We start from the raw sequence: 26506 nt of genomic DNA on the forward strand, positions 1-26506 counted from the left end.
GTGGCTGCGCTTCAGATCAGGCTGGGCTCTTTGCCCCAGCTATCGTCACTGTTGAAACCGTGGCCAAGCACCCGGTGTACCTCCTCGATCGAGATGGTGCCGGACTTCACCTTGACCAGCGCCGTGTGGAGGATGTCGCGGAAGCCGCTGCGCCGGGCGGCGGCCTCCAGGCTCGCCATATCGGCGCCAGAGCCGATCATCGCGCGTAGTTCCTTGTTGAACTCCAGCATCTCGTAGATCAGAGTGCGGCCGCGGTAGCCGGTGCCACCGCAGTGATCACAACCGGTCCCACGATAGAGCTCGGTGATATTGTTGTCGCCGATATAGTCGAGCTCCTCTTGGCTGGGAGTGTAGCCCTGCTTGCAGGAGGGACAGATGCGGCGCACCAGTCGCTGGCTGACAATGCCGACCAGAGAGTCGGCCAGCATGTAGGGTTTGATGCCGAGTGACTGCAGCCGCGGGATGGCGCCGATGGCACTGTTGGTGTGCAGGGTCGACAGCACCATGTGGCCGGTCTCGGCTGCCGTGAGCGCAGTCCCGGCGGTCTCCGGGTCGCGGATCTCACCGACCAGCAGCACGTCCGGGTCGTGGCGCAGAAAGTATTTGATGGCGTTGGCAAAGGTGTAGCCCGCCTTGGGGTTGACCTCGGTCTGGCGCAGCAGTGGCAGGCGGAATTCGATCGGGTTTTCTACCGTCAGCACATTCTTGTGCAGCAGATTGAGGGTCAGCAGGGTCGCATAGAGGCTGGAAGTCTTGCCCGAACCGGTGGGGCCGGTGAGCAGCACCAGGCCGAAGGGTTCGTTGAACATGCGCGACATGTGTTTCGCGTCGTCCTCGAGAAAGCCGAGCTGACCTATACCCATGAAGGCGCTCTTCATAGGTAGGATGCGCACCACCATGTTCTCGCCATAGGGGCAGACGGTGGTGGAGGCGCGGAAGTAGTATTGAGTGTTGAGGATGGTCGACTCAAACGAGCCATCCTGGGGCAGCCGCTGCTCAGCGATGTCCATGCCTGCCTTTAGCTTGAGGGATGAGATCAGCCGCTTGAAGGGGTTGGGCAGGGAGAGCATGGAACGCATCACGCCGTCGATGCGGAAGGCGATGTTGAGGGTGTCGGTCATCGGCCGCAGGTGGATATCCGAGGCGCGGTGTTTGGCGGCGAGATGGAATAGATGCTCCAGCAACTGCTCCACCGGACGCGCCTGGGAGTGGTCGTTGGAGATGATATGGATCTCCCGGTCCAGCAGCTCCTCCACCGGGTTGTCGAGAAAGTGATAGTAGTGGTGGATCGCGTCGATCAGCTTCGACTCCTCGACCATCACATACTCCGGTGCCAGGCCAGTATGGCGGGTCACCGTTTGGGTCATGCTGGCAAAGTCGATGCTCGATGTGGCGATTAGAATCTGGTTCTCATCGCGCAACACAGGCAGAAACTTTTGGCTCAGGCAGAGGTTGCGGTTGACCCGCCGCAGCAAGTTAGCGTCGATCGCCAACTGGTCGAGATCGTGATAGGGGATGTTGGCCTGGTCGGCCAGCCCCAAGGCCAGATCATACTCGGTGACCAGCCCGGTGCTGGTGAGGATACTGCCGAACTTCTCGCCGCTGACAGTGTGTTCGTGCAGGGCGAAGGCGATCTGCTCATCGCCGATTACGCCGCGTGCCTTGAGCAGTTCTCCTAGGGGTAATTTATCCACCGGTGCGTCCATCTTCTGGCTCCTTGGCGGCTTTTGCCGCGAGAGTCTGTTTTATGCGGTGCTGAATCCGATAGAGCGTGTTGCTGTCCGGATTGCCTGTGGGCGACAGTTGGTTGTCGCGCTGGAATTCGTAAATCGCCTTCATCAGTTTACCGCCGACTACGCCGTCGAGAGTGCCATCGTAGTAGCCGAGGCTGGCCAGATCCTGCTGCAGCAGCTCAACCGCTTCTCCATTCACGCCGTAGTGGTAGGCCTCTAGCCGGTAGGGCGCTTGCCAGAGCAGCAGCCATTTGCCAGAGGGTAGTTGCAGTAGTGGAGCCTCGTCGCTGGCGTCCTCCTGCTGTGCCAGAGTGACCGGCTGCAGAGTGTTGAGATTCGCCAGCAGGGCCTGAATCCTGCCGAACTTGTTCTGCCTCAGTAAGGGCGCCAGCAGGCGGGTCTGCTCCTCGAGCTGATAGGCAGCGAGGAATGTCTGAATCGCTTCGTCGCTGAGTGTTGGCGTGGCGGAAGGGGCAGCCGTTGCGAGAGGGGGCGGCGTTGCCACTGTAGAAGACGCTACGCTGCTTGGCAGCATTCCGCTGTTGTAGAGCAGGAGACTGATGACTGCACCTGCAGTGAGGGCCGCTGCCGCACCGCCCAAGAACCACCAGTGGCGTCTGCCGGCAGTGGCTGGAATCAACTCCGTCTCCGCCTCCCACACCAGTGAGGGGCTGATGGCGCGGCTGCGATGGGCGCAGAGGCCATACAGGCAGCGCTCCATCAGCAGGTTGAGGCGGCGTGGGTTGCCGTTGCTGAAGCGCTGAATCGCGCGCAGCGCGCCGGGCTGCATGCTGATGCAGCCGTTGCAGCCGGCCGTGTTGAGTTTGAAATAGATGTACTGTTCGGTGGTCTCTCGGTCCCAAGGCAAGACCCGAGCGTGTAGCGCCACCCGACTCATCAACTGGCGCAGATCGGTACGCTGCAGGTTCTGTTCCAGCTCCGGTTGGCCCACCAGCAGGATCTGTAGCAGCTTCTCACGTTCTGTCTCTAGGTTGGAGAGCATGCGCACCAGTTCGAGGCTCTCGATGGAGAGATTCTGCGCGTCATCGATTACCAGCACGCAGTTGTTGCCTTGCCAGAACTGCTCCAGCAGGAAGCTGTTGAGCGCATCCAGTTGCGACTGGAAGTCGGCGTTGCCGATATCGATGCCGAAATCTTTGTTGATCGCACGCAGCAGCTCGACCCCTTGGGTGAAGCTGTTGAGGATCAGCGAGCTGGCGATCTCCCGCTCCTGCAGCGCCAGCAGCAGGCGACGGGTGATGGTGGACTTGCCCAGCCCCACCTCGCCAGTGAGCAACATAAAACCCTTGCGTCCGAGGATCGCATGCAGCAGCTCGGTGACTGAGCTCTCGGCCCGCGGCTCGCGATAGAAGTGGCGCGCATCGGGCACCACCGGGAAGGGATTGTGGCTGAGCCCCAGATAGGTGAGATAGATGTCGCCCTCCACCTTTGTGCCGAACAGGGTGTCGGCGGCCAGTCCCCTTGTGGGCTGGACCGGTGTGGTTTCGGCGAGACGCAGTTCGCCGCCTGACTTTACAGCGGTTGTTTCCATCGTGCTTTGAGCGTGGTTGCGAGTTTTTCGAGTCGTAGATCACCCGGGTGCGACTGTTGTAGCCGCTGCAGCAGTTGAGATGCACCTACCTGATCGCCACGGTTCCAGCGTAGCACCACCAGATTGGCACCCGCCTCCAGGTTGTCAGGGTTCTTTTTCAGTACTTTGTGGAGCAGGTGCTCGGCCTCTTCGTGGTCGCCCTGACGTAGCGCCCAGTAGGCTTCCAGGTTGGTCACATAGGGGTGGGAGCGGCCTAGCAGTTTCCACAGGCGGGCCAGGTTGCGGTTGAAGTTGGCCTCGTTGCCACTGGCGATGGCGGAACGAATCGCGTTGATGCGTTGGGTAATCTTGCCGTTACGGCGGATCTCACGCTGCACATCCGCCTCTCTGTCGGAGGGGGTGTGGGTCGGTTGTTGCTGTTTTTCCTCCTCAGTCGGGATGGCGTTGAGCAGATCCATGCCCGCTGAGCCAGATTGGCCGGCTTGCGGTTCGAGATTCGGGGTCTCTGCCGGCGTGCTCTGTGGTCGGCCTGCCTGGGCGATAAGTGCCCGGGCTCTGCTGTTTGCTGGCTTGCTGGCGGCGTTGAAGGGAACGGTTGGCTGTCGCTCAATCAAGTCGGCGCTGGTGACTACGGGGTTTCCGCTGTTGGGGTGATTGGTCAGCAGAGTTGAAGTCAGCAGTGAGAGACTACCGCCAACCAGGAACAGGACCACAAACATGACCCAGAGGAGTGGCGAGCCTCTTCCGCTACGGCCGATCGTGAGGCGTTGTGCCTTTCGCTTTAGCTTGGGCGGTTCAGCAGTTGAGACGGGCGGCGGGTCGAGGCTTAGACCCTGGCCGTCGTCAGGTATCCCCTGGAGGGCTTGATGGATAAGGCTCATATTACTGATACTCGCAATACAACCACCAGCTCCCTGGTCTCCTGAAGGTCATCTTCCCTGCCAAAGATTTTGCCCAGCACCCCCAGCTTGTCGCGCCCGGGGAAGCCCGAGTCGGTGCTGCGGCGCATGTCGCTGATCAGGCCGCCGAGCATCACGGTTTCGCCGTTATGCAGCTTCACGGTGGTGCTGATCTCCTCCAGGTTGACCTTGGGCAGGGAGATGGCGACATTTTGGATGGTGACCAGCTTCAGACTCTCGAGGTCCACCTCACTCTTGATCGGGTGGATTGAGAGTGATACACGGCCATCTTCACCGATAAAGGGGATAACGCCGAGTAGCAGCCCGTCGAACACGGTGTCGGTCTTGATCTCGGTGGAGACGGTGCCGTTGCCGACTACTGTGGAGGTGTTCTGGGTGATTTTGGTCTCTTTGATATAGGTGTTGCTCTGCCCCACGCTGATCATCGCCGGCTGGGCGTGGCGTGCACGGATGGTGGGGTTTGAGAGCAGCTGCACTTCACCAAACGCCTCCAGCAGGGTGGCGGCAAACAGGGTGCTGTTATTGCCATTGAGATTGGAGAAGACCAGTCCCGCCTGTGGGGCCACTGGGCCGGGGGTGGAGCTGATCGTGAGCGGATTGGCGCCTGGATTGAATACATCGTTGGAGAGGACCTGGCTAATGCCGGAGGAGAAACCGACGGTGCCGCCGAGGGCCTCGCGCAGCAGTGACCAGTCGATACCAAACTCATAGCCGTCGGCCAGCCTCACCTCGAGGATACGTGCCTCAATCAGCACCTGGCTGCCGACGATTTTCTGGTAGCGCGACACCAGCTTCTCCACGTTGCGCACCACCGAGGGTTTGTCGCGGACATAGAGAGTGCCGGAGAGGGCGTTCAGATCAGCCTTGCCCTTGGCAGAGAGCAGCGCCTTGATCGAGGTCTGCAGCGAATCATAGGGGTTGGTGATATTGCCGCTCTTGCCGGAGATTCTGAAGTTGCCGGTGAGGCTGGAGGTGCTGCCCTGGGAAGTGCTGGCACTGCCGAGTACGTCACCGCCGGCATCGAAGGAGGCAGTGGTCTGCGACTCGACAAAATCGAGGTGGAACACGGCTGTCTGAAACGGAGTGATAAACAGGGTGTTGCCGCGGGTCTCGCTGTGGAGGTCGGCGCTTTCGAGGATCCAGTTGAGTACCTGGGAAGCCGGGGTGTCGCGAAAGTGGACCGATATCGGACGCGGGTTGCTGCTCAGGGCTGGATCGATCAGCAGGTTGAGGCCTGCCTCTTCGGCGACCGCGCGCAGCAGATGGCGTACATCTTCGTTGTCCAGGGAGATGCTGATCAGCTGGTCGCCAAGCGGATCAAAGTTCGGCAGCAGCGGCTCGATCGGTGCACCTTGCAGGGCCGGGCCCTGCTCCAGATTATTGCGCACTTCATCTTGATAGCGACCAATTGTTTTCGAGCCATCGATCAGGCGCTCGCGGATCATCTGGTAAGCGGAGAGCTTGGGATCGCCCTCAGGCTGCTGTTTCTGCGGCACCGAGTTACAGCCGGCCAAGGTTAGCATGGCAGCCGCCAGGGGAAGGAGCAGATGCATTCGAATTTTTGTTGCTGTGTTGTTCGTGCTCATAGTCGGTTTTCCGCTGGGTTTTCCGTCCAGGACTGGGATAGCTGCCCGCTTTCAAGTGTGGTGGTCTCCATGCCCACGCCTTTCTGCAGCCAGTGGCTGACATTACGCCAGCTTAAAAGCACACCCTCTGGCTGCACCTTCTCGACACGGGGCCCCTCCGGCAGGGTCTCGCCTTGACGGTAGAAGCGGCCGTCGATGACGCAGTAGCGCCGTTTTGATGAGACGAAGGTCATCGACAGGCTGTAGTGGGATGGCAGTTCAACCTTGGGCGCATCCATAATCGGATAGGTCCGGGCGACCCGCTGGTAGCCGAAAGCCATCAGGTTGGCAGGGCCGCGCGGGGGAGCCTTCGGCGTCACCAGACGCGCCAGGCGCGGCTCCAGCTGGGCCAGGTCGGCGATTACGGTTGGCTTGACGCGCGGGATGTTGGGGGCCTTGGGTAGCTTGATCTGTACCAGCTGGCGAGGTTGCTCAAGACGCCAATAGGCATAGGCGGCGCTGAAGATCACCGAGAGGCTGAACAGCAGGGAGAGGATCAGGGGGAGATATTTGAGTCTCATTGCAGTGGCCGCTCCATCTTGATTTCAAAACGTGAGCGGTCCAGATCGGTGGTGAAGTTGCGCTCGACAATCCGGTAGCCTAGTTGCCGCAGGTCGAGCAGAAGCCCCTGCTGTGCCGCCTGAGCCTCGCGAAATCCCTTTTTCAGGGTGCCCCTGAGGGAGACGCTGATATTGCTCTCGCCATATTCGGCGCTCATGCTCTCGATCCGCTGCCCCTCACGAATCACAGAAGAGAGCTCGCTCAGCAGGCGCCGGTAGGAGGGGGCGATGCGTACCCAGGCGAGCTCTTGGGCGAAGTCGAGGGTGCTCTGATAATCGGGGGCCGGCTCGATGGGAGGTAAGGCCCGCTGCCGGAGTTCCGTCTGTAGATGGTCTGCCTCGGCAGTACGGTTGTCTGCGCTGACGTGCAGCATCTGACCGCCGATCGCAAGACCGGCAGCGAGAATCAGTCCGCTGACCGCGCTCAGGGGCAGGGACATCTGGGTTGTTTTGGCCGCCAATCCCATCGTGGTTGAGAGACCATGGCGGGGTTTTAAGAGCTTCAGGGTCTGTGGCAGCGATGCCTGACGCGGACCCTGTTCGGTATCCAGGGGTTCGGAGGGGAGCAGCAGTGCCGTGGCATCGAGTCGCTCGGTGAGTTCGACGGCGTGCTCTTCCAGTTTCTCTTCATCTTCTAGCCAGTGCAGAAAGATCAGTTCGCGCAGCTTGATATGTTCGTTCTCTTCGGCGCTGCGCAGCTCCTGGGCAAGAGAGTTCCAGAGTAGCTCCTGGGTGTCAGGTGTCTCGGTATAGGCGGAGATGGTGGCGGCAGTGAGCGGTCGGGTGGAGCTGCCCACCAGCAGTTCGGCATTGCCGTCATGCAGCAGCACCAGGGCCACCGGCTCCTTGCGTTTGAGTTGGCGCAGGGTCTGCCAGAGCACCTCATAGAGGGAGAAGATCATCAGGTGATGATGGTTGGCTGCCTGCCGCTCCTGATAACGTAGATAGGTGCTGGTGGGAATTGCGGTATAGAGCAGTTCTGTGGTGGTCTTGTCGCGGCTGCGCTTCCAGTGGGTGATGATGTAGGGGGATTCCTCCATCTCGCCCTTCTCCTGCAGCTGGCGGCGGATCAGGGATTCGGCATATTTGGCTGGCGCGTCGATACGCAGCACCTGGCTGACCGCGTTCTCCGGCTGGATCAGCCAGGCGGTATCCTGCGCGAGTTCGCTGGTATCGTTGAACGGGCGGAGGCTGCGTTTCTCCAGCAGCATCGGGCGGTCGTTGAGGTCGATCAGGTAGTGCCGCGCCATCGGATTATCTCGTACGTACCAGAAAGGCCCCACGTAGTGTCACGGTGGCGGTGCTTTCCTGGGTGTTGATCTCACTGTTATCGGCCATCTTGGCCCCTAAAATGGTCGCCTTGTTCTTTACCTCATCCCGAGTTGCGGTGATGTCGACCCGCAGGTATTCGGGCTTGTAGTAGAAGGCCGGTCCATGGTCTGCCTGAGCGAGCAGGCGGGAGACCAGGTCCCAGCTTGTCTCGCGCTGCAGGCTGACCGGAAAACGCTCCCAACTCTGCGGCGTAGCACCGGTGGCTGAGGCCTTGTCCAGCAGCGCCTTCGCCCGTGCGACGAAGGCTTGGTGGGCAGCGAGCCGCCGGTGCGACTGTTCGGTCTGGCGCTGCCACTCGTTGAGGGTGGCAAGGCGTTGGTTCGCCGCGTCCTGGCGCAACCACCCCTCTACTGCATAGTGAGTCGCAGCAGGAAGAGCGATCAGCGCCGACAGGCCAAGGAGCAGGGGCAGGGGAGACATGGCTTACAGGTTCAGACGCAGAACAGCGGCAGCACCGGCGTCGGGGCCGAGAGCAACATTGACCTTGGTGACGGGGCCAGTCTCAAATGCAGCGGGCCAGTTGGCCACAGTGGGGGTGGTGCCAGCGCCGCCGGCTACATTCTCTACATAGAGGAAGTTGCCGGCCTGACCGTTGGCCTCGCCATCGATGATGCGGTCCAGTGCGATGCCGAGATCGGTGGGGATGGCGGAGGTGGCAGCGCCCTGTTTCGCCTGCAGCCGGATTACGTTGCCGAAGCTGCCGGCGGAGGTGAAGGTCAGCATGATGGTGTACTGGGTGCCGTCGGCGGAGCTATAGCGGCGCTGCATGGTGCTGCCAGTGGCGCCCAGTGGTGGCGTCAGCAGGCCGACAGTACGTAGCTGATTGAGGATGTTCTCTTCAGTGATGCCGTCAGCCACCGAACCGTCGCGCAGATTGTTGGCGTCGGGGGCGTTGGTGTCATTGGCGATATCACCAAGGATCCAGCCGGTGCGGTCGTAGTAGTTCTGGTAGGTGACCATCCAGTCATTGATAAAGCCGTTGAAGAGCTTCTTCTGGTCGCCACTGCGGACCAGGTCCTTACCCTTGATAACAGCACCCAGGATGATGCCGATGATGATGATGACGATGGATATCTCGACCAGGGTGAAACCCGCGCTGCGATGGCGGGAACCCAGGATGTTCGGCCTGCTCATGTGATGACTCCTCAAGAAATTTTTTGCTTTGGACCTTTGTTTGTCGCACGGCTTGCCAAAAGAACTTTGGCGTTGGCGGTATGACGGAATCATTTTGTGAATAGCCGGTCTTGCCTGCAATGGACAACTTGGAGTGGTAATGGGAACGGGTGCCCATTTTCTGGTGAAAAAGCGGAACGGCGAGATTAGGAGTTATTTTTTACCGGAAAAATACTCAGGAAATGCCCCATTAAGAATTTTTTTCCCTTTTATTATCAGAGACTTGCATCACGTAAAAAGTGACTGTACGTCACACTATTGGGGGCTGTTGCGTCACAAAAAAGAGCGCGCTAGAAGTGCACGATTTGGAATTAAATTCTGTAGTAAGGACGTTCTTTGGTGTCCCAACGGGCCGATTGAGCATGGAGGTTTCCCGGTGAGGGCAACCTCCTGAGTGCAGCTGTGGCCGTGTCGATTTTCATAAAGGAAGCTGGTACAAGGATGTGCCATGGCTAAACCGGAAAACAATCGAGGCCTGCGGCGTTTGATCAATGCGACCCGTTGGTCGATGCAGGGCTTTGCCTCCGCCTATCGTCATGAGGCGGCGTTTCGTCAGGAGGTCTGGTTGCTGGCGCCGCTGCTTCCGGTCGGCCTCTGGCTGGGCGACAGCGGGGTGGAAAAGGCCCTGCTGGCCGGCTCTCTGCTGATCGTGCTGCTGGTGGAGTTGCTCAATAGCGCAGTGGAAAATGTGGTCGATCGTATCGGTGACGAGCCCCACAAACTCTCCGGCCGGGCCAAGGATCAGGGTTCTGCCGCGGTGTTTTTGGCGCTGCTGTTGGTGGTGATGACCTGGGGATTGGTGCTACTGGTTTGAAGCGGAATCAGTTGCTCTCCGGCTCATAGGCCAGGTTCGGCGCCAGCCAGCGTTCCACCTCTTGCAGTTCCATGTCGATGCGGGCGGCGTAGCTTACGACCTGGTCGCGGTTGATCTTGCCGACTGCGAAGTAGTGGCTGTCGGGGTGACTAAAATAGAGTCCGCTGACCGCTGCTGTGGGCACCATGGCCTTGGCCTCGGTGAGCCAGATGCCGGTGTTCTTCTCCACGTCGAGCAGCTCCCAGAGCATATCCTTTTCGGTGTGATCTGGGCTGGCGGGATAGCCCATGGCGGGGCGGATGCCGGTGTACTTCTCAGCGACACGCTCCTCGTTGCTGAGTTTCTCGTTAGCGGCATAGCCCCAGTAGTGACGGCGCACCCGTTCGTGTAGCCACTCGGCCAGGGCCTCGGCGAGGCGATCGGCCAAGGCCTTGAGCATGATGGCGCTGTAGTCGTCGTGATCCTTTTCAAACTCGACGATCTTGTCGTTGATGCCGATACCTGCAGTGCAGGCGAAGCCGCCGATATAGTCGCTGTGGCCGCTCGCTTTCGGGGCAATGAAGTCGGCCAGGCAAGTGTTGGCCTTGCCCTTCGGCTGTTTGCCCTGCTTGCGCAGGAAGTGCAGGGTGCTGATGGGGCGCCTCTGTTCGCCTGCTGCTGGCTGAAGGCCATAGACCTCAACGTCATCACCCACGGCGTTGGCCGGGAACAGGCCGATGACCGCCTTGGCGGTCAGCCACTTCTCGGTGATGATCTTGTGCAGCATCTCGCGGGCGTCGGCGAGCAGTTTCTTCGCCTCTTCGCCCTTCTCCCGGTCTTCCAGTATCTGCGGATAGCGGCCCTTGAGCTGCCAGGCGTGGAAGAAGAAGGTCCAGTCGATGTAGTCGATCAGTAGCTCGAGCTGGATATCGTCCATGACGTTGACCCCCAACTTGTTGGGTTCACAGGCGACGAAGTTGTCCCAGTCGATGGCGACGGGATTGGCTCTGGCCGCTTCGATTGGCACCAAGTTACGGGCCTCGTTCTTGGATGCGCGGCGCTCGCGTACATCCTCGTATGAGCGGCGCAGGTCGGCGATATAGTCATCGCGCAGATCCTTGGAGAGCAGGTTGCTGGCGACGCCGACGGCGCGGGAGGCGTCGGGCACATAGACCACCGGGTGGTCATACTCAGGCTCGATTTTCACGGCGGTATGGGCGATGGAGGTGGTGGCACCGCCGATCATCAGCGGCTGGCTCATGCGGAGGCGTTTCATTTCCTTGGCGACGTGGACCATCTCATCGAGCGACGGGGTGATCAGGCCGGAGAGGCCGATGATATCGACCTGATGCTCTTGGGCCTGTTTGAGGATGGTGTCGGCGGGTACCATCACGCCGATGTCGATCACCTCATAGTTGTTGCACTGCAGTACCACGCCGACGATGTTTTTGCCGATGTCATGAACGTCGCCCTTCACCGTGGCCATCAGGATCTTGCCTTGGGCCTGGACGCCGCACTCGGCCTTCTCTGCCTCCAGGAAGGGTTCCAGATAGGCCACCGACTTCTTCATTACCCGGGCCGATTTGACCACCTGGGGCAGGAACATCTTGCCAGCGCCGAATAGGTCGCCGACCACGTTCATGCCGTCCATCAGTGGGCCTTCGATGACTTCCAGGGACTTGTCGACCGCCAGGCGCGCCTCTTCGGTATCCGTGTCGATATACTCGGTGATGCCTTTTACCAGGGCGTGCTCCAGCCGTTTGTTGACCGGCCAGCTGCGCCACTCCAGATCCTCCACCTTGTTGCCGCCGACCACGTCGCCCGCGTAGTTGGGGGCGATCTCCACCAGCCGGTCGCCCGCCTCAGGATCTTTATTGAGGACCACATCTTCCACTGCGTCGCGCAGCTCGGCGGGCAGGTCATCGTAGACCGCCAGCTGGGCAGCGTTGACTATGCCCATGTCCATGCCGGCCTGGATCGCGTGGTAGAGGAACACCGCGTGGATCGCCTCGCGCACCGGGTTGTTGCCGCGGAAGGAGAAGGAGACATTGGAGACGCCGCCGGAGATCAGCGCATGGGGGCAGGCGGCTTTTATCTCGCGGGTTGCTTCGATGAAGTCGACGCCGTAGTTGTCGTGCTCTGGGATGCCGGTGGCGACGGCGAAGATGTTGGGGTCGAAGATGATGTCCTCGGCTGGGAAGCCTACCTCTTCGGTCAGAATCTGATAGGCGCGGGTGCAGATCTCCACCTTGCGCGCCTGGGTGTCGGCCTGGCCCTCCTCGTCGAAGGCCATCACGATCACTGCGGCGCCGTAGCGGCGGCAGAGCTTGGCCTGCTGCTTGAACTTGTCGATCCCCTCTTTCATGGAGATGGAGTTGACGATGGGTTTGCCCTGCACACACTTCAGCCCCGCCTCGATGATCTCCCACTTGGAGGAGTCGATCATCACCGGCACCTTGGAAATGTCGGGTTCGCCGGCACAGAGATTAAGAAAGCGCTGCATGGCGGCGACGCCGTCGAGCATCGCCTCGTCCATGTTGACGTCGACCACCTGGGCGCCGTTCTCTACCTGGGCGCGGCAGACGTCGAGGGCCTCTTCGTACTCCTCGTTGAGGATCAGCCGCTTGAACTTGGCAGAGCCGGTGACGTTGGCCCGTTCGCCGACGTTGACGAAGAGTGAGTCGGGGCCGATGTTGAGGGGTTCCAGGCCGGAGAGACGGCACTCGGGGCGGATCTCCGGCAATTTGCGGGGCGCCTGGTCTGCCACCGCCTCGGCGATCGCCTTGATGTGTGCCGGCGTGGTGCCACAGCAGCCACCGATGATGTTGAGAAAGCCCGCCTCGGCCCACTCGGCGATCTGCTGGCCCATCGCCTCGGGACCCAGATCGTACTCGCCGAACTCGTTGGGCAGGCCAGCATTGGGGTGGACGTTGACGTAGCACTCGGCGACCCGTGATATCTCCTCCACGTACTGGCGCATCAGCTCCGGGCCGAGGGCGCAGTTGAGACCGATGGAGATCGGGCGGGCGTGGCGCAGGCTGTTGTAGAAGGCCTCGGTGGTTTGGCCAGAGAGGGTACGGCCGGAGGCGTCGGTGATGGTGCCGGAGATCATGATCGGCAGCCGCAGCTGGTCCTGATCGAATACCTGCTCGCAGGCGGCAACTGCTGCTTTCGCGTTGAGGGTGTCGAAGATGGTCTCGATCAGCAGGATGTCGACACCGCCCTCGATCAGGCCGCGGGTCGCCTCGGCGTAAGCCTCTACCAGCTCGTCGAAGCTGATGTTGCGCGCGCCGGGGTCGTTGACGTCGGGAGAGATGGAGGCGGTGCGATTGGTGGGGCCGAGTACACCGGCGACGTAACGTGGCTTCTCCGGTGTGGCATATTTGTCAGCCGCCTCGCGGCAGAGGCGCGCACCGGCGACGTTCATCTCGTAGGCTAGCTCCTGCATGTCGTAGTCGGCCATCGAGATGCGGTTGGCGCCGAAGGTGTTGGTCTCGAGGATGTCGGCGCCGGCCTCCATGTACTCCTCGTGGATGTTGCGGATCAGCTCCGGCTGAGACAGTACCAGCAGGTCGTTGTTGCCCTTCAGATCGCTCGGCCAGTCGGTGAAACGTTCACCTCGATAATCTTCTTCCGTGAGCTTGTGGCGTTGGATCATGGTGCCCATGGCACCGTCCAGAATGAGAATCCGTTCACATAGTATCGATTCAAGTTCCGGGGTAATATTGTCCATAATTGGGCCAGCCATAATGATTCACGTCGCTAAGCGTAGTCTAAAAGGTTGGGGATTATAGATCCCTGGAATGATATAGGCGACAGCAGCACCCCTTACCTTAGATGCTGTTCGCGGAATTTGGTGGTGGTGCCGCGGTGTCTTTCACCCTGGAAACCAACCTGATGGATTGGGAGTGAGTATTTTGGCTAGACAAGCCCTTCTGATAGATGATTCCAAATCGGCCCGAATCGTATTGAGCCGCTTATTGAAAAAGAGTGGCTTCGAAAATGTCACCATGGCCGAGTCTGGTGAGCAGGCACTGGAACAGTTGGAGACGATCACGCCCGATGCCATTTTCGTTGACTACTTCATGGATGGTATGGATGGCCTGGAGACCATCGCTGCGATCAAGAAGATCCCGCGTCTGACCAATATCCCGGTGGTGATGTGCACTGCCAACGAGGGCAAACGCTATGCCGAGGCGGCGGAGTCCCATGGTGCGGTCGGCATCATGACCAAACCGCCCACCAGGGAGGGGCTGCAGGAGATCATCGAGCTGGTCGATCAGGCCACCGAGGCGGCGTCGGCGGTGGCTGCCACGCCGGTGGTGGAGCCTGTGCGGGAGCTGCCCAGGGATAGCGAGAGGGTGCACGGGAGCTTTGCTATCTCGGCGGAGGAGGTGCGCAGCATCGCGCGACGCGCCACCCGTCAGATCGCCCAAGAGGTGGTTGGCGACCTGGCGGCTCAGGCGGTGGAGCGGAGTCTCAAAGAGCGGCCATTGGATGTCAATATCGACAAGCTGCGTGATGAGATCATCGAGCAGGTGAATCGGGACGTGGAAGCGATCGTCATCAAGCTCAACGATCGGGTGGTGGCCGAGGTGATTGGCACCCATTTTCGCGAGCAGTGGGCGGTCTTTTCAGAGCAGATCGCAGCACAGCTGGAGGTGTTCAAGCGTGGCGTGACGAGTCAGTTGCCCGGGCGCGAACAGTTGCTTGAGGAAGTGCTCCGTCAGGTGCCCGATAAGGGCGAGATGATCGAAGAGATCCGCAGTGTGGCCGAGGGCTCTATCGATGCCCACGCCGCAGAGACGGCGACCCGGGTCGCCCGGGAGGTCGCGAAAAACACTGCAGCCGAGGTGGCCGAGGAGCTTTTTGAGCAGCGCTTCAAGACGATGCCAGTGTCGGCGGTGGCGGCTGGCGGTAGTGGCCGGCGGCGTCTATTGATGGTCGGGGGTGGCCTGTTTCTGGTCGGACTGATCGCTGGTTTTCTGCTGCTTTAAAGGCTTGGGGTCCGGTGCAATGCCGGGCGTTCTGGGGTATTCGATAGTGATCTGGCCCTCCGCAGAGACCGGAATCTCTCTCGCCTCTCCAACCAGCTGGAAGCTGCCCTCAAGGGAGTATTGTAGAGGCAGATCGCGGTTGAACATGACCTTGCCGAAGTGGCCGACGATGTTGAATAGATCGCTGCTTGTCACTGCGGTCAGACGTTGGATGGAGTAAGGTTTGAGGATAAAAGCCAGCGGAATTTCCGCCTCGCAGAAACGACTCCCGTTCAGATCCAGGTGATAGCTGAAGCGGCGCAGCCGTAGCGGTAGTTTGCCCGGATTTCTTAGCGCCAGGGAGACGCGGTAGAGGTGCGCGGGTTCGGTCAGACTCTCCACCTGCAATCCCTCTAAGTAGACCGTGGGGAGAGGGGGGGATGCGAAACATATGCCCCAGCCCGCCAGCGCTAGAATCAGGCTGGTCAGGCGCAGCCAGGGTGTGATGAATCTCCACATGCCTCAGAGTATGCCTTGTCGCCAGGACCCCGGTGAAGCCGGGATTTCCCTTAGATAATCATTGGTTTCTGCCGGACTCCGGCGAACCGAATGACGTTATAGTGTGGGCAGCAGTGGGGGCAGGTAATGTTTGGTTTAGGTCGAAAAACAGTGATGCCAGAGCCCGAGGAGGCTCTGCCCGGACGGCGTGAGGCGATGGCAGTGGCGGACAACCACTTTGTCTTGGGCAATCCGCTGCGGGGGCCATTTCCTGAGGGGCTGGAGTTTGCCATGTTCGGGCTCGGTTGTTTTTGGGGGGCAGAGCGGCGTTTCTGGGAGTTGCCGGGGGTCTTCTCGAGCGCAGTGGGTTATGCAGCCGGATATACCCCGAATCCCAGCTATGAAGAGGTCTGCAGCGGCATGACCGGCCACAATGAGGTGGTGCGGTTGGTATTCGCCCCGGCTAAGTTGAGATACCAGAAGCTGCTCAAATGTTTCTGGGAGTCTCACGATCCAACCCAAGGCATGCGTCAGGGCAACGATCTGGGCACTCAATATCGTTCGGGCATCTATACCTACTCAGAGGCCCAGCAGCAGCTGGCGGAGGCGTCCCGCCGAGTCTATCAGAATGCCCTCTCTCAGACCGGTGGCCGGCCGATCACCACCGAGATCATCGCAGCGCCGAACTTCTACTTTGCCGAGGCCTACCATCAGCAGTATCTGGCGAAGAATCCGAACGGCTACTGCGGCCTCGGCGGTACCGGGGTCAGCTTCCCGCGGCGCTGAGCCACCTTGGCTCAAGTCAGCCTGGCCGTGAGGTAAGTGAATTCCGCGAGTGGCCAACAGTCCACGACTCCCATCCATGGGGTCGTACCTCCTGCATCCCTACAGTCGTTCGTAATAGCCAGCTATCCCCTACAGGGATGTAGGGGAGGAGCGTGAGCAGGGAGCGGTAGCTTTACGTGCGATTTGCGCCTTGAATCTGAATATTCTGAATCACAATCCATTTCGTCCAGACTGAATCAGAGGCTCCCTAACGTTTATTGCCGCATATACCCGAACCGCCGTCTCGATGCTAGCAACAGCAGGAGCAGCAGCCATGGGCTAAGTGCGCCACCGCCGCCTGATGATGCTTCATATACCTGGATGGTGACTATCGCATCGGCGGAGTCGGTTTTTCCATCGCTGACCCTGAAGCTGAAGGAGTCTGTCCCCGTAAATCCATCATTGGGGCGGTAGCTTAGATCAGGTGCGCTGCCGCTCAATGTGCCATTGGCAGGCTGGGTGACCAAGGTGTAGGTCAGGCTGTCGCCATCGGCGTCACTGCCGGTGAGAGTGATGGCGAGTGTCGAACCTGTGGTGACACTGAGCGACCGGGAGGTTGCCGTTGGAGCCGTATTGTCGGGGATCGTTGCGGTTGTAACAGCCAGGCCCCAGGGATCGCGTATGATCCCGCTTCTTCCATCGCGATCGAACGCATCGTTATCCGTGAGCGTCATGGTAATGGTGCGCTCGGTGTGGTCGATGACCGCAGCGGTGAAAGTTTGCCAAGTATCACTGCTGTCCAGTTTACGAACGATGGTGTCTTGCGGAATGCTCACCGTGGATGGAAATTGGAAGACCACGGTTGCGCTACCGGAGGGCGCTGTGATGCTGAAGTCGAATAGTCCCAGTGGAAAGTGGTAACCGTCGTCTGGAACCTCCAGATCGGTCTCATTGGAGATGGGAAGCCCGCTCTGACCGCTAGTGTGCGCGATCAGTTGCCCGTTTTCGGTGGAGATCGTCACTTTCTTTCCTGCCAGATCGTCCAGACCAAGGTCATGTGCGGTGGTAGGGGGAACAATGAACTCGAGGATGCTGTTGTCAACAGCGCCATCTCCCGTTTCCAGGGCGTCGATAACACCATCTTCATCACTGTCGGTGGGATGGTCGGGGTCGCCAATCTCCCGGACATCCGGTGCGCCGTCGGTGTCGGTGTCGATGGAATCGGGGTCAAGCCCGGCACTGCTGGCCTGCTCGTCACTCAGACCGTCGCTGTTGTTGTCGTTGACGGTCGCTTCATTGACCGTTACCGGCAGTTCAATGGTGTCACTTGCGCCCCGGCTGTCGATCACTGTCAGGATCAGGGTCTCGCTGCCCGCATTCAGGGCGTTGTAGATCAGGTCCGAGCCTTCGATGGTCGTGGTGCCCAGTGCCGATGCCGATACAGTGAAAATGTGACTGTCAGTGCTGTCTGCATCGGTAACGCCGAAATTGAGTGTCGCACTCTGGCCGGTAACGGTGACCAGCCCGTTGTTGCCCTGACGAGCCAGTACCGGTGCCTGGTTGTTTTCCGTCACCGTGATGCGCACGGTTGCTGGTTCGGAATGGTCGCTGCCATCGTTGACCGTGAAGGTGAGTTGATCCTCGCCACTGAAATCGGCATTCGGCGTAAAGGTCAGGTTGGGAGCAGTCCCGCTCAAGCTGCCGTGAGCTGGCTGTGTGACCAAAGCGTAGCTGAGGCTATCTCCATCGGCGTCGGTTCCGTTCAGGGCGATGTCGATGGCCGCGTCCTCCACGGTGGTGAGTGACTGCGCCTCGGCAATCGGTATGTCCTGGATGGCAGTGACGTTGATCGTTACGCTGGCCGCGGCTGAATCGGTAATCCCATCATTGACCTTGAAGGTGAACGAGTCTGCCCCGGCGAAGTTGGCGCGGGGTGTGTAGCTTAGTGAAGGGGCCTCGCCGGTGAGTGTGCCCTGTTGCGGAGTGCTGAGCAGGGTGAAGGTGAGCGCGTTACCTTCCGCGTCGGTACCCTCCAGCTCTATTGCAACTGGGCTATCCTCGTCAACGGTGATGGTCTGGCCAGTTGCGACCGGCGCGTCGTTGTGCTCGACAATGGTGATGTTGATGCTGACCGTAGCGGAATCGGCACGGCCATCACTGGCCTTGAAGGTAAATGAATCCACGCCGTGGAAATCGGTCGCTGGGGTATAAGTTAGGCTGGGCGGCGTACCGTTCAGTTGGCCATGGGCGGGTTGCGTGACAATCAGGTAGGTGAGTGCATCACTGTCCAGGTCGGAGCCAGTCAGGGTGATCCCTAGCGGAGTGTCCTCTAGGGCGGCCAACGATTGGCCGTTGGCAACGGGGGCGTCATTGATTGGCGCAATATTGACGTTAAAACTCTCGATTGTCCGGCCATTATCTCCATCGGTAACCGCGATCGTTACGGCGGCGGCTCCGGATGCGTTGGCGGCGGGGGTCAGCGTGATTTTTCTGCTGGCTCCGCTGCCGGAAAGCTGGAGGTTTGCAGCAGGAAACAGCTGCGGATTGCTGGATGCCGCGGTTACGTACAGATCAGCCGTTGCCGTTTCGACATCACCAATGGTAAAGGCAATAGAGATGGGGGCCTGATCCTCATCCATGGAGAGATCGGCGATCGCTGAGATGGTGGGATCGTCATTAATCGTATTGACCGTCAGGTTGAAGCTTTCACTGACGCTTTCACCATCGCTGTCGGCAACCGTTACTGTGACCACCGCCGATCCGGATTGCTGGGCGGCGGGCGTGATGCTCACCGAACGATCTGCGCCACTGCCACCGAGGGTGATGTTTGCGTCAGGCAACAGGGTCTGGTTGCTGGATGATGCGGTGACCACCAGGTTGCCTGGCGTTGTTTCAGCGTCATTGATCACGAAGGCAATGGCACCGGTCGCGCTGTCTTCATCGGTTGTGATCGCACCTATGGCGCTGATGGTGGGTGTGTCACTGATTGCGTTGATGGTAATGGCGACCGTAGCGGCATCGGAATCGGCGCCGCCGTCGTTGACCTTGAAGGTAAAGGCATCTGTGCCGTTGAAATCGGGATGAGGCGTGTAGGTCAGGTTGGGTGCGGTGCCTGACAGCGTTCCGTTAGCGGGCTCGGCGATGACCACAAAGGTCAGGCTATCGCCGTCGACGTCGCTGCCACTCAGAATAATATTGACAGCGGTGTCTTCATCAGTGGAGACCGACTGTACGTCGGCGACGGGAACGTCGGCGCTAGCGGTGATGCTAATGCTGACGGTGGCCGCAACCGAATCGTCATTGCCATCGTTGACCTTGAAGGTGAACGAATCCTGACCGTTGAAATTCAGATCAGGCGTGTAGGTCAGGTTGGGCGCGGTGCCACTCAAGGCGCCGTGGGATGGGGCGCTGAGCAGCGTGTAGCTGATCGGATCGTTATCGGCGTCGCTGCCGCTGAGGGTGATCGCAACGGCGCTATCTTCCGCCGTGGTGACTGCCTGAGCGTCTGCGACTGGCGCATCCTGGACCGGTTCGACCGTGATGCTCACACTGGCCTCGGTGGAATCGGCGCTGCCATCGTTGACCTTGAAGGTAAAGGCGTCTGTGCCGTTGAAATTCAGATCAGGCGTGTAGATCAGGTTGGGTGCGGTGCCGCTCAAGGTGCCGTGGGATGGAGCGCTGAGCAGCGTGTAGCTGATCGGATCGTTATCGGCGTCGCTACCGCTGAGGGTGATCGCAACGGCGCTATCTTCCGCTGTGGTGACCGCCTGAGCGTCTGCGACTGGCGCATCCTGGACCGGTTCGACCGTGATGCTTACCCTGGCCTCGGTGGAATTGTCACTGCCATCGTTGACCTTGAAGGTGAACGAGTCCTGACCGTTGAAATTCAGATCAGGCGTGTAGGTCAGGTTGGGTGCAGTGCCGATCAAGGTGCCGTGGGATGGGGTGCTGAGCAGCGTGTAGCTGATCGGATCGTTATCGGCGTCGCTGCCGCTGAGGGTGATCGCAACGGCGCTATCTTCCGCCGTGGTGACCGCCTGAGCGTTTGCGACTGGCGCATCCTGGACCGGTTCGACCGTGATGCTCACCCTGGCCTCGGTGGAATCGGCGCTGCCATCGTTGACCTTGAAGGTGAACGAATCCTGACCGTTGAAATTCAGATCAGGCGTGTAGGTCAGGTTGGGCGCGGTGCCGATCAAGGCGCCATGGGTGGGCTGTCCGATAACGGTGTAGGTGAGCGAATCGTTATCGGCGTCGCTGCCGCTGAGGGTGATCGCAACGGCGCTATCTTCCGCTGTGGTGACCGCCTGAGCGTCTGCGACTGGCGCATCCTGGACCGGTTCGATCGTGATGCTCACCCTGGCCTCGGTGGAATCGTCACTGCCATCGTTGACCTTGAAGGTGAACGAATCCTGGCCGTTGAAATCGGGGTCAGGCGTGTAGGTCAGGTTGGGCGCGGTGCCGATCAAGGCGCCATGGGTGGGCTGTCCGATAACGGTGTAGGTGAGCGGATCGTCTTCAGCATCGCTACCGCTGAGGGTGATTGCAACGGCGGTATCTTCCGCCGTGGTGACCGCCTGAGCGTCTGCGACTGGCGCATCCTGGACCGGTTCGACCGTGATGCTCACGCTGGCCTCGGTGGAATCGGCGCTGCCATCGTTGACCTTGAAGGTAAAGGCGTCTGTGCCGTTGAAATTCAGATCAGGCGTGTAGGTCAGGTTGGGTGCGGTGCCGCTCAAGGTGCCGTGGGTAGGCTGTCCGATAACGGTATAGGTGAGCGGATCGTCTTCAGCATCGCTACCGCTGAGGGTGATCGCAACGGCGGTATCTTCCGCTGTGGTGACGGCCTGGGGAGTCGCCGCCGGTGTGTCGTTTTGTGGCGTTACCGTGACGGTTACCGTGGCCGGGCTCGACACCGCACCAAGTAGATCTTGGACGGTATAAGTGAAGGAGTCGGAGAGGGTCTCCGAACCGTTGTGGGTGTAATCAATGGAACCATTCGGCTGTACCACGACGCTGCCGTAGGCGGGTTGGGTGGTTACGGTCAGGGTGGTGGGATCGAGTCCATTGTCGTCACTGTCGTTGCTGAGCACATCGATATTGACCGATGCCCCCTCATCCACGGTGGCTGCATCGCCCACAACAGTGGGTGGTGGGTTGGCCGATACGTTCATGGTAACGGTGGCGGTGGCGGTTCCACCGTTACCGTCGCTGACCAGGTAGGTGAATGTGTCTTGCCCGGCAAAATCCGCAGCGGATGTGTAGGTGAAGGTGCCATCTCCAAGGCTGGCTACCGTGCCGCCGTTGGCGGAAGGATTTTGAAAGTCTGAGATGGAGAGAGTATCTCCATCCTCGTCGGCATCGTTGTTCAGAACATTACCGGTGGTAGTCGCTATCCCTGAATAGGCGGCGTAACTGTCATCTGCCGTGACCGGCGTCTCGTTCACGTTCAGTACATTGACAGAAATCACCGCGGTGTCGCTGAAGTCACCGTCACTCACCTTCACATCGAGGGCGTACGATGTGGTGGATTCAAAATCAAGCGGCTGCAGCAGAGAGATTTCGCCGCTGGTCGCGTTGATGCCGAATGTTCCGCCAGCGTCGGTTAACAGAGAATAGGTCAGTGTGGCGCTGGCGTCGTTGTCACTGGCCACCACTGTGTGCAGCAGGGTCGAGACCGCTGTGTCTTCGCTGAGGTTGATGCTGGCGCCGCTCACCACCGGGGTGAATTCGTTGATATCAGCGACGTCGATTGTAATGTCCGTTGTCTCTGAATCGCTGTAGCCGTCGTTGACGGTAACACCGAGTGTGTAGCTGGTGGTGTTTTCCGCATCGATGGAGGAGTTGTCCGCTACCGTTAGTTCACCGGTGTTAGCGTCGAGCGTGAATATACCCGCCTCGTTGCCGTAGCTGATCGAAAAGGTCAGGGTGGCGTTGGAATCCAGGTCGGTGGCGGCGATCTGTCCAAGCGATGTCAGATTGGCCACGTTTTCGGCGATATCAATACGCTGTCCCGCTGTGACCGTAGGAATGTTGTTGATCAGTGTATCTTCGCTGGCCTGTGCGTCGTCGATATTGCCGCCCATCTCTGCAGTGACAGTGGCGGTGTTGCTGATCGAATACTGAAGATTGGAGGCGGTGCTGACGGTAATGCTCACATTGGCGCTGCCGGCCCCGTCGCGGGCCAGGGTGCCGTTGATGTTGCAGGTCACCGTACCATTATTATGTGAACACCCCGCATCGTCCGATTGGTAAGTGACCTCATTTGGTAGGTTGTCGACGATGGTTACGTTAGTGGCATCGAAGTCGGAGGAGTTATTGATCACCTGCAGGGTGTAGGTGAAGGTGTCACCGGGGGTGACCGGCAAGGGCAGGGGTTCGTTGTCGGTTTTGGTGAAGGAGAGTCCTGAGGCCGACGTGAAGACATAGGCGAGGCCAAATTCCTTGCCCGGGTTGTCGTCACCTGATTGCTCAAGAGTGCTGGAGATGTCGCCGTGCCCGGCTGCGCCGATAATGACACGAACACCGTCGGTCCAGACGCCGTTCGACATGGAGGCGCCAAAATAATCGCAATCGGCGTTATCCACGTCGGTGCAGCTGGCCGGCTGGTCGGAGGCGATGATCACCTGGTCATTATCATAGGGGCTGGATGCGCTGGCCCATCCAGCCGCTGGCCGGCTCCACTTTATCGATTTCTCTGGGCGTCCCGGATGGAGTCTGTTGGTGTCGCTCAGGCCGGCAACCACCATGTTGCCGTTTGGTGAGATCGAGACCGATGTGCCGATGCGATCATCGCTGACACCCGCGAGATCCCTCAGCATCAAATCCTCGTTGCGGATGCCGCTGCCGCTCCAGTCGGAGTTACTCTCGAGATACATAAAGATTGCGCCGACACTGTTTTGTGTGCCTGTGTCATAGCCACGGGAACCGGCAACGATGATGGAGCCATCCGAATTCACATCGACCGAATTACCGAGCCGGTCGGAGTATATTATTCCTGTAAATCCCATCTTGCGGGTCTCATCCATGGCTGAGACCGATTCACCCAGGTGATCCCAGTCGGCCCAACCGTTGGAGCCGCTAGGTTTTTGCCAGACATAGACGGCTCCCGCATCGTTGCCATTGCTGCTGGTGCTCAGGTCCTCATCGCCAAAGGCACCGGCCACCACCGTCGTGCCGTCGGCTGAAATCGCCACTGAGTTACCCAGAGTATCGCCGTCTTTGTCGTCTGAATCTGCGGAGGTGTCGTATACGCCGTCGCCATCCAGGTCGGTCAGTTTGGCGGTGGCGTTGAGGCTGGTCCTGGCGTTGTTGGTATAGGTGCCGGTAGTGACGTCGCTAAAATGGAACAGATAGACCGAACCGACGTTACGGCAGCGTATGCCGGAACAGAACTCATTGGGGTCCGATTGCGCGCCGTCGTCACTGGGGTCGTAATTGTCCTTATCATCCCCCCAAGCTCCGACCACGACAGTGTAGTCATTACCCCCCTGGGGATTGGCCACATCCACCGCGTAGCCGAACTGCGCCCCCGGCGCCGGGTCATTGGGCGTCAGTTCAGCGACCGGTGTCTGGCCCCAGACGCCGCCCTCTCGGACGAACACAAAGGCGCGCCCGGCCCGGCTGGTTGCGCCATTGTCGTATTTGGGGGCGCCGGCGACGATTACATCGTTCTTGATCGAAACCGCCCAGCCGAACCGCTCCGTCTCTTGGGCAGGCGAGGTCAGTTTGGCCACCTGGTTCCAGTTGTTGTTGCTGTCGATTTCAAACACAAATGCGGCGCCGTACTCACCGGTCGCCCCGTTGAGTTCGGGATGCTGATAGGCGCCAACCACTGCAGTGGTGCCGTCAATCGCGACACTGAATCCGAAATCAGCGCCTCGTTGCCGGTCGGTGTGGTCAGGCGCTACCTGTACATCCCCCTCCAGCAGTGGGTCGATGACAAGCGGATAACGTGCGTTGGAATCGTCGACACTCAAACGCAGCATACCTTCTGTGATGGCCATCTTCGCATCAAGGATGTTGCCGTCGGCGTCGAAGGCGGTCAGCTGACCGTAACTGAGTTGGACCCTGCCCTTGCTATCCTTGAATACCAGTCCTTCCTCGTCCATCTCCGGGCGCAGGTTTCCACCTAGACTCAGGTCAACCCGCAGATTTCCCGAACCAGTTTGAGCGCCATCTGGAGCGTGGCTGAGCGTAAATCCCTGTTCGACGCCAAACGCTCCGTTCAGATACCACTCGTTCAGACCATGACCATGATCGATATCCACCCGGTTGCCAGAGATCTTGATATTTCCCTTGGCAGTCGGCTGTAACGCATCTTCATAACCCCATGCTGACAGCGATAGGGTGAGTGAATCTCCCTTTGCGGTTTTCAGATCCAGCTGCTCTGGGTTAATCGTTACCTGAAAACCGTGACCGACGTTGTACAACCGTGCAGCGTTTTCCAGCGAGAAAACTTCCCATCCTGTCGGTGCAAATGGCGCGCTGCCGGCAGGATTGCCGGTGCTGGCTATTTGCCGCAACTCAGGAGCTTGAGCGAGAGTTGAGCCCGGTAGAGTTGCCTGGACCAAAGACGGTGATATGAAAGCGATTGAACAGGCAATCCCAGACAAAAGGGAAATAAAATCCTTTAGGCAGCTGTGCGTGTCACGTCGCATATGCAAGTGTTCCTTTGGAGTAAGTCATTCAAGGAGGTGGTCAGAGCAGGGTTGGTCAGGCGCTTGAGTTGAGTCAAATATGATGAACTCATACTCTGATTCCAAGTTCGTTTTGATTCCATTCGCGAATACTTTCACATTAAGGAAACACTGATCAGTTAACAGGTTTCGGCAGCCTTCCCGTTACCAGACGATTTTTTCGTATTCCGCTTAGAATAAATTGTTTTTCGAGCGCCATTCAAGAAATTGGGCCGTTGGATGCCGCTTTTTGCGACATCTGGGCGTTTTTTGGCCGTTTCCCCGGTTCAAGACGCAGCTTGGGCGCATTGTGCTCGCAAACGTAAGGCCATCACAAGATTACTCGGCGTAAAAAAGCTGTAGAACAGTGCGCTGCCCTGTTCCAGTTTCTTCACTTGGCGGCGACGCATGGCCCTCCCTTTGAGCGCTCCACGCTATGTAGCCAGCATTGCCCCATACCGATCTTTCTTTAGCGTGGAGCAGGAGCTCGGTCTGAGTGACGTCCGCTGCATTTTGTTTCTGCCGGAATTGTGGATGGCGCTATCGTGCGCTCAAATGGAGAGGAGCGGATTATGTTTGGTTTGGGGGGGCAGTGAATTCTGGTCAAACCCGAACAACACTACCGCATTCTGCAAGACGGCGGCACCGGGCGTTAGCTGCTGCAACTGATCAGCCTGAGCCAATGGCAGAATCTTCTGCTCAGCCTCCAGGCTACCGGCGATCACCTCTTCTTCGGTGATTTCGATGCCGACAGCCAGCAAGACTACATCGAAGTCTCAGTTAACAATACCGCCCCCTCTACGATCCCGAACTACTCGCCAGCCTCGCCCAGACCATGCGCGAGATTGATGCGGTCAGCGAGGCCCTGAGCAATCACGCCGATAACACCTATGAGATGGCTAACCAACTGTTGGTGCTGGCGGACCTGATCGAGGATGAAAAGCACCAGGCCCCGCACTGGTACAGCGGCGCAGAGACCACAGTGCTGGAGCGGCTGGGTAAGGCCAGCACAGGCTATATCACCTTCTGGCAGGCCACTAGCCGCGATGCTGCCGGGCGGCTGAGTAGTAGCTGCACTGGCCGATGGCCTGATCACCATCCGTGACTACCATGCCGGTACCGGCCAACTGATGGGCAGAGAGAGCGGCTTCGAATATGGCAAGCAGATCCGCAGTCTGGTCTATAGTTACAATGCCCTCGACAACGTGCAGTATCGGCGCAGCATCAGCCTGCGTTACGACGCCAACGGCAACATCAGCTTCAAGTCTGATGTGGGAGACTACGACTGTGGTGAGGCCTGGCGCAGGCCCCCACGCCCTGACCAGCGCCGGCCCGCACCATACTGGCTATAGATACGACCAGAACGGCAATATGACCGCCGGTGGCGGGCGTGAGATTCAGTGGACTAGCTTCAACAAGCCGAGTCGGCTGGCAAAGGGTAATCACTGGGTTGAGTTCGATTACGACGCCGATCGTGCCTGCTTCCGCAAAGAGACGAATAAAGAGCAGACCCTCTACATCGGCAAGGCTTACGAGCGGGTCGTCGATAAGTCAACCGGTGAGGTGAAGCACAAATACTTCGTCTATGCCGACAATCAGCTAGTGGGGATCCATGTGCGCAAGAGCGACAGTGTCCCGGTCACACCAAAACCGGATTAGACCCGCTACCTGCACCGGGACGCTTGGCTCCATCGACACCGTCACCAATGGCCAGGGGCTGATCGTCGATCGCATGAGCTACTGTTATAGATAGACGGTCTTTGGTCGACGTTTGTCATTGATCGAAGCCCAAGCTATGTCGGCTCGGCCCAACCAATGGATGCGCCTTGGTGGATTGCCGAGTTTGTTGATCCCTTTGCGTCAGTCGTCTTGACAGACTGTCTGGCAGTCGCGAGTTGGCC

At 59.3% G+C, this 26506-nt stretch carries 18 protein-coding genes; 6 read left to right on the forward strand and 12 right to left on the reverse strand.

Translation table 11 applies throughout. The features are described 5' to 3' along the window. Positions 1-11 precede the first annotated feature (11 nt). Genes L0Y14_RS00705 through L0Y14_RS00740 form a run of 8 tightly spaced genes read right to left on the reverse strand, consistent with a single transcriptional unit; the run spans position 12 to position 8856 of the window. Positions 12-1706 carry a GspE/PulE family protein gene (locus L0Y14_RS00705; protein WP_005961387.1) on the reverse strand — a complete coding sequence of 565 codons (1695 nt, stop codon included), beginning with the start codon at positions 1704-1706 and terminating at the stop codon, positions 12-14. Then, complete coding sequence (locus tag L0Y14_RS00710) at positions 1687-3285, reverse strand: ExeA family protein (protein WP_005961388.1); 1599 nt, start codon at positions 3283-3285, stop codon at positions 1687-1689. The genes L0Y14_RS00705 and L0Y14_RS00710 overlap by 20 nt, the downstream gene beginning before the upstream one ends. Further along, positions 3267-4166: a tetratricopeptide repeat protein gene (locus L0Y14_RS00715; RefSeq protein WP_005961389.1), complete on the reverse strand. Its 900-nt coding sequence runs from the start codon at positions 4164-4166 to the stop codon at positions 3267-3269. Before L0Y14_RS00715 ends, L0Y14_RS00710 begins: the two co-directional genes overlap by 19 nt. Then, positions 4163-5758 (reverse strand): pilus assembly protein MshL, encoded by a 1596-nt coding sequence (locus L0Y14_RS00720; protein WP_240991722.1) that lies wholly within the window; start codon positions 5756-5758, stop codon positions 4163-4165. Before L0Y14_RS00720 ends, L0Y14_RS00715 begins: the two co-directional genes overlap by 4 nt. Positions 5759-5787: 29 nt before the next feature. Beyond that, positions 5788-6351, reverse strand: coding sequence for a hypothetical protein (locus L0Y14_RS00725; protein WP_005961391.1), 564 nt, complete (start codon positions 6349-6351; stop codon positions 5788-5790). Continuing rightward, positions 6348-7640 (reverse strand): hypothetical protein, encoded by a 1293-nt coding sequence (locus tag L0Y14_RS00730; RefSeq protein ID WP_006475569.1) that lies wholly within the window; start codon positions 7638-7640, stop codon positions 6348-6350. Before L0Y14_RS00730 ends, L0Y14_RS00725 begins: the two co-directional genes overlap by 4 nt. 4 nt (positions 7641-7644) lie before the next feature. Beyond that, positions 7645-8142, reverse strand: coding sequence for a hypothetical protein (locus L0Y14_RS00735; RefSeq protein WP_040820001.1), 498 nt, complete (start codon positions 8140-8142; stop codon positions 7645-7647). 3 nt (positions 8143-8145) lie between these two features. Beyond that, positions 8146-8856, reverse strand: a complete 711-nt coding sequence (locus L0Y14_RS00740) for a prepilin-type N-terminal cleavage/methylation domain-containing protein (protein WP_006475567.1) — start codon at positions 8854-8856, stop codon at positions 8146-8148. Positions 8857-9343: 487 nt separating this feature from the next. On the opposite strand from L0Y14_RS00740, the gene L0Y14_RS00745 reads away from it, so the two are divergent. Then, positions 9344-9709, forward strand: a complete 366-nt coding sequence (locus tag L0Y14_RS00745; protein ID WP_005961395.1) for a diacylglycerol kinase — start codon at positions 9344-9346, stop codon at positions 9707-9709. A gap of 7 nt (positions 9710-9716) precedes the next feature. Here L0Y14_RS00745 and metH read toward each other — a convergent pair whose 3' ends face one another. Further along, positions 9717-13436: a methionine synthase gene (gene metH, locus L0Y14_RS00750; protein ID WP_240991721.1), complete on the reverse strand. Its 3720-nt coding sequence runs from the start codon at positions 13434-13436 to the stop codon at positions 9717-9719. A 232-nt stretch (positions 13437-13668) separates the two neighbouring features. Here metH and L0Y14_RS00755 point away from each other — a divergent pair, with 232 nt between their 5' ends. Continuing rightward, complete coding sequence (locus tag L0Y14_RS00755; RefSeq protein WP_006475565.1) at positions 13669-14685, forward strand: response regulator; 1017 nt, start codon at positions 13669-13671, stop codon at positions 14683-14685. Here L0Y14_RS00755 and L0Y14_RS00760 read toward each other — a convergent pair. Then, positions 14623-15183, reverse strand: coding sequence for an LEA/WHy family protein (locus tag L0Y14_RS00760; RefSeq protein ID WP_081417726.1), 561 nt, complete (start codon positions 15181-15183; stop codon positions 14623-14625). The two genes, L0Y14_RS00755 and L0Y14_RS00760, sit on opposite strands and share 63 nt — an antisense overlap. A 126-nt stretch (positions 15184-15309) precedes the next feature. Between L0Y14_RS00760 and msrA the strand changes: the two genes are divergently transcribed. Next, positions 15310-15948 carry a peptide-methionine (S)-S-oxide reductase MsrA gene (msrA, locus tag L0Y14_RS00765; RefSeq protein ID WP_006475564.1) on the forward strand — a complete coding sequence of 213 codons (639 nt, stop codon included), beginning with the start codon at positions 15310-15312 and terminating at the stop codon, positions 15946-15948. A 254-nt stretch (positions 15949-16202) separates the two neighbouring features. Here the strand turns inward: msrA and L0Y14_RS00770 are convergent, their stop codons facing one another. After that, entirely contained in the window at positions 16203-24359 is an 8157-nt protein-coding gene (locus L0Y14_RS00770) for an Ig-like domain-containing protein (RefSeq protein ID WP_251859236.1), read from the reverse strand. Between the two features lie 797 nt (positions 24360-25156). Further along, positions 25157-25366 (reverse strand): hypothetical protein, encoded by a 210-nt coding sequence (locus L0Y14_RS00775; protein WP_006474392.1) that lies wholly within the window; start codon positions 25364-25366, stop codon positions 25157-25159. A 74-nt stretch (positions 25367-25440) separates the two neighbouring features. Between L0Y14_RS00775 and L0Y14_RS00780 the strand changes: the two genes are divergently transcribed. The 3 genes from L0Y14_RS00780 to L0Y14_RS00790 are packed head-to-tail and all read left to right on the forward strand — an operon-like array spanning position 25441 to position 26264. Continuing rightward, positions 25441-25710 (forward strand): hypothetical protein, encoded by a 270-nt coding sequence (locus tag L0Y14_RS00780; protein ID WP_006474391.1) that lies wholly within the window; start codon positions 25441-25443, stop codon positions 25708-25710. Positions 25711-25735: 25 nt separating this feature from the next. Continuing rightward, the gene (locus tag L0Y14_RS00785; protein ID WP_006474390.1) at positions 25736-25957 is read left to right on the forward strand and encodes a hypothetical protein; all 222 of its coding nucleotides are present in this window, start codon (positions 25736-25738) and stop codon (positions 25955-25957) included. Beyond that, positions 25896-26264 (forward strand): hypothetical protein, encoded by a 369-nt coding sequence (locus L0Y14_RS00790; protein ID WP_139042125.1) that lies wholly within the window; start codon positions 25896-25898, stop codon positions 26262-26264. The genes L0Y14_RS00785 and L0Y14_RS00790 overlap by 62 nt, the downstream gene beginning before the upstream one ends. The last annotated feature ends 242 nt before the right edge of the window (positions 26265-26506 follow it).

Origin of the sequence: Candidatus Endoriftia persephonae (assembly GCF_023733635.1) — a bacterium.
In the GTDB taxonomy this organism is placed as follows: Bacteria; Pseudomonadota; Gammaproteobacteria; order Chromatiales; family Chromatiaceae; genus Endoriftia; species Endoriftia persephonae.

What these genes read in the sequence shown, in the direction of transcription:
- L0Y14_RS00740 (WP_006475567.1), bottom strand. Translation starts at nt 8,856, where the DNA reads ATGAGCAGGCCGAACATCCTGGGTTCCCGCCATCGCAGCGCGGGTTTC.
- L0Y14_RS00735 (WP_040820001.1), bottom strand. Translation starts at nt 8,142, where the DNA reads ATGTCTCCCCTGCCCCTGCTCCTTGGCCTGTCGGCGCTGATCGCTCTT.
- msrA (WP_006475564.1), top strand. Translation starts at nt 15,310, where the DNA reads ATGTTTGGTTTAGGTCGAAAAACAGTGATGCCAGAGCCCGAGGAGGCT.
- L0Y14_RS00730 (WP_006475569.1), bottom strand. Translation starts at nt 7,640, where the DNA reads ATGGCGCGGCACTACCTGATCGACCTCAACGACCGCCCGATGCTGCTG.
- metH (WP_240991721.1), bottom strand. Translation starts at nt 13,436, where the DNA reads ATGGCTGGCCCAATTATGGACAATATTACCCCGGAACTTGAATCGATA.
- L0Y14_RS00705 (WP_005961387.1), bottom strand. Translation starts at nt 1,706, where the DNA reads ATGGACGCACCGGTGGATAAATTACCCCTAGGAGAACTGCTCAAGGCA.
- L0Y14_RS00780 (WP_006474391.1), top strand. Translation starts at nt 25,441, where the DNA reads ATGCGCGAGATTGATGCGGTCAGCGAGGCCCTGAGCAATCACGCCGAT.
- L0Y14_RS00785 (WP_006474390.1), top strand. Translation starts at nt 25,736, where the DNA reads ATGGGCAGAGAGAGCGGCTTCGAATATGGCAAGCAGATCCGCAGTCTG.
- L0Y14_RS00720 (WP_240991722.1), bottom strand. Translation starts at nt 5,758, where the DNA reads ATGCATCTGCTCCTTCCCCTGGCGGCTGCCATGCTAACCTTGGCCGGC.
- L0Y14_RS00760 (WP_081417726.1), bottom strand. Translation starts at nt 15,183, where the DNA reads ATGTGGAGATTCATCACACCCTGGCTGCGCCTGACCAGCCTGATTCTA.
- L0Y14_RS00710 (WP_005961388.1), bottom strand. Translation starts at nt 3,285, where the DNA reads ATGGAAACAACCGCTGTAAAGTCAGGCGGCGAACTGCGTCTCGCCGAA.
- L0Y14_RS00715 (WP_005961389.1), bottom strand. Translation starts at nt 4,166, where the DNA reads ATGAGCCTTATCCATCAAGCCCTCCAGGGGATACCTGACGACGGCCAG.
- L0Y14_RS00745 (WP_005961395.1), top strand. Translation starts at nt 9,344, where the DNA reads ATGGCTAAACCGGAAAACAATCGAGGCCTGCGGCGTTTGATCAATGCG.
- L0Y14_RS00725 (WP_005961391.1), bottom strand. Translation starts at nt 6,351, where the DNA reads ATGAGACTCAAATATCTCCCCCTGATCCTCTCCCTGCTGTTCAGCCTC.